Source organism: Bacteroides sp. RTP31139st1_H2_RTP31139_211217 (assembly GCF_040227615.1).
In the GTDB taxonomy this organism is placed as follows: domain Bacteria; phylum Bacteroidota; class Bacteroidia; order Bacteroidales; family Bacteroidaceae; genus Bacteroides; species Bacteroides uniformis.
Window position 1 is genome coordinate 1 of sequence record NZ_JBCNZM010000320.1, and the last position, 1,795, is coordinate 1,795.

2 protein-coding genes are annotated in these 1,795 nt (G+C 31.0%); both read left to right on the plus strand.

What is annotated here, in order from left to right; genetic code table 11:
• The first annotated feature begins 152 nt into the window (after positions 1–152).
• A complete protein-coding gene (locus tag ABUA47_RS24540) occupies positions 153–761 on the plus strand; it encodes a hypothetical protein (RefSeq protein WP_118273803.1) in 609 nt (202 codons plus the stop codon).
• On the plus strand, positions 751–1,482 hold the full coding sequence (locus ABUA47_RS24545; protein ID WP_010800372.1) for a DUF4145 domain-containing protein: 732 nt from the start codon (positions 751–753) through the stop codon (positions 1,480–1,482). Before ABUA47_RS24540 ends, ABUA47_RS24545 begins: the two co-directional genes overlap by 11 nt.
• Positions 1,483–1,795: the final 313 nt, after the last annotated feature.

Below are 1,795 nucleotides of genomic sequence, written 5' to 3' on the forward strand. Positions count from 1 at the left end.
GAGAACAACCATGCGCTATTTAAAGTCATTGAATGAAAAAGAACTGATAGAATTTAGGGGAGCACCTAAAACTGGAGGATATTTTCTAATGAAAAATTAAATTTAAAAATAAAAAGTAATATATTAGTAATGTATAATTAAATATGAGCAATATGAGCAATTTTGATGATGAAGATTTGGAGATTGAAGCTATAGCAAAATGTGCTAAAGCTTTATCAAGATTAGACAATGAAAGTAAAACAAGAGTTATTCGTTATTTACTAGACAAATATGGTTTTATTGATCAATCATATAAGCCTACTGTCCCTACAAATCAGTTTATAGGGGCAGAAAAGCAATTACCCCCTACAAATAAAGAGACAAAAGTTGAAACGATTAATGCTGAACCTGCTTCTATTACAAAAGATAATATTCCGTCATTGTATGAACTGATGACCAAACAATATACAAAAAATGAAACGGAAATCTTATTGATGATATTATATTATAAATCTAATAATGGGACAATTCCAATAGAACGTTCTTCTATAATGGACGCATACAGAGAGGAAAGTATATATACAGAAGGGAGAAATAAGAATCTTTCAAAAAATATCGATAATCTCATACAGCAATCTTATATTTCTGCTATAACTAAAACCAAGTTTATCATAACAAGTGCAGGAATTGAACAAATACAACTGATTGCTACTGGGAAGTCAGAGGCTAAGCTAAGGAAACCTCGTAATACAAAACGTAAATCACCTAATAATGATAAATAATTCCTCAACATTAATTCATTGTATTTGCGAAAGGTTTTCTGCAAAAAAAGATGTTGCAGCAGCTTTTGTTTGGTTGCATTATAGATTAGAAGAGGGACAAGAATGTAGTACTCAAAAAATAAATTCTTATTTTGAGCAAGCTAATCTCCCTAAATATAATGTAACTTATTTAAAAGAAGACTTAAGAAAACATCGAAATATCTTATCTATTAAGGGAGGAGGATATAAACCAACAAGAACTTTACTATTAGAGCTTGATGCAGAATTTAATCAATTTCTCCTTAAAACAGAAGAAGTTGTATGTGAAGGATTAATTCTCCCTACTTCTCTATATGAAAACACTCGTGGATATATTGAAACATTAGGGAAACAAATTAATGCTTCATATGAACATAATATATATGACGGTTGCTCTGTACTAATGAGACGATTGTTAGAAATATTATTAATTCACTCTTATGAAGCAACTGGAAATATCACAGTAATACAAGATGGAGATGGATATAAGAATCTCAGCGTAATAATCAATGATATTATACAACATAAACGTTTTTCTCTTTCCAAAGAGGTATTATCTGTACTTGACAGATTTAGAATGTTAGGAAACTTATCGGCTCATAAAATTCAATATAATGCAAAAAAGGCGTACATAGACGAAGTAATAACATTATACAGAGTTGCTATTGAAGAATTATTATATATATCTAAGATAAAGGCTTAAAATAAATCCCTATCTTTGCATTCAGAAATCGTACCCAAGATACAAACTTGTGTTGAACGGTGCAAAGCTGTGAAGACCTTATTCAAGGGACTTACATCGTAATAAAAATATAACTTACTGAAAGATAGTGCCATATCAACCCACTTTCGGTTGCTGGTGGCACCACTCAAATAAATACTCCCATTGAAATGATAATATTTCAATGGGAGTATTTATTTACACCCACTCCCCCTATCCGTAAGCATTCGAACAAATGCACCTTTTACACTTTGAGGTTTGGTTGTAGCTTTGCGGCAGTGAATACAATCAAACC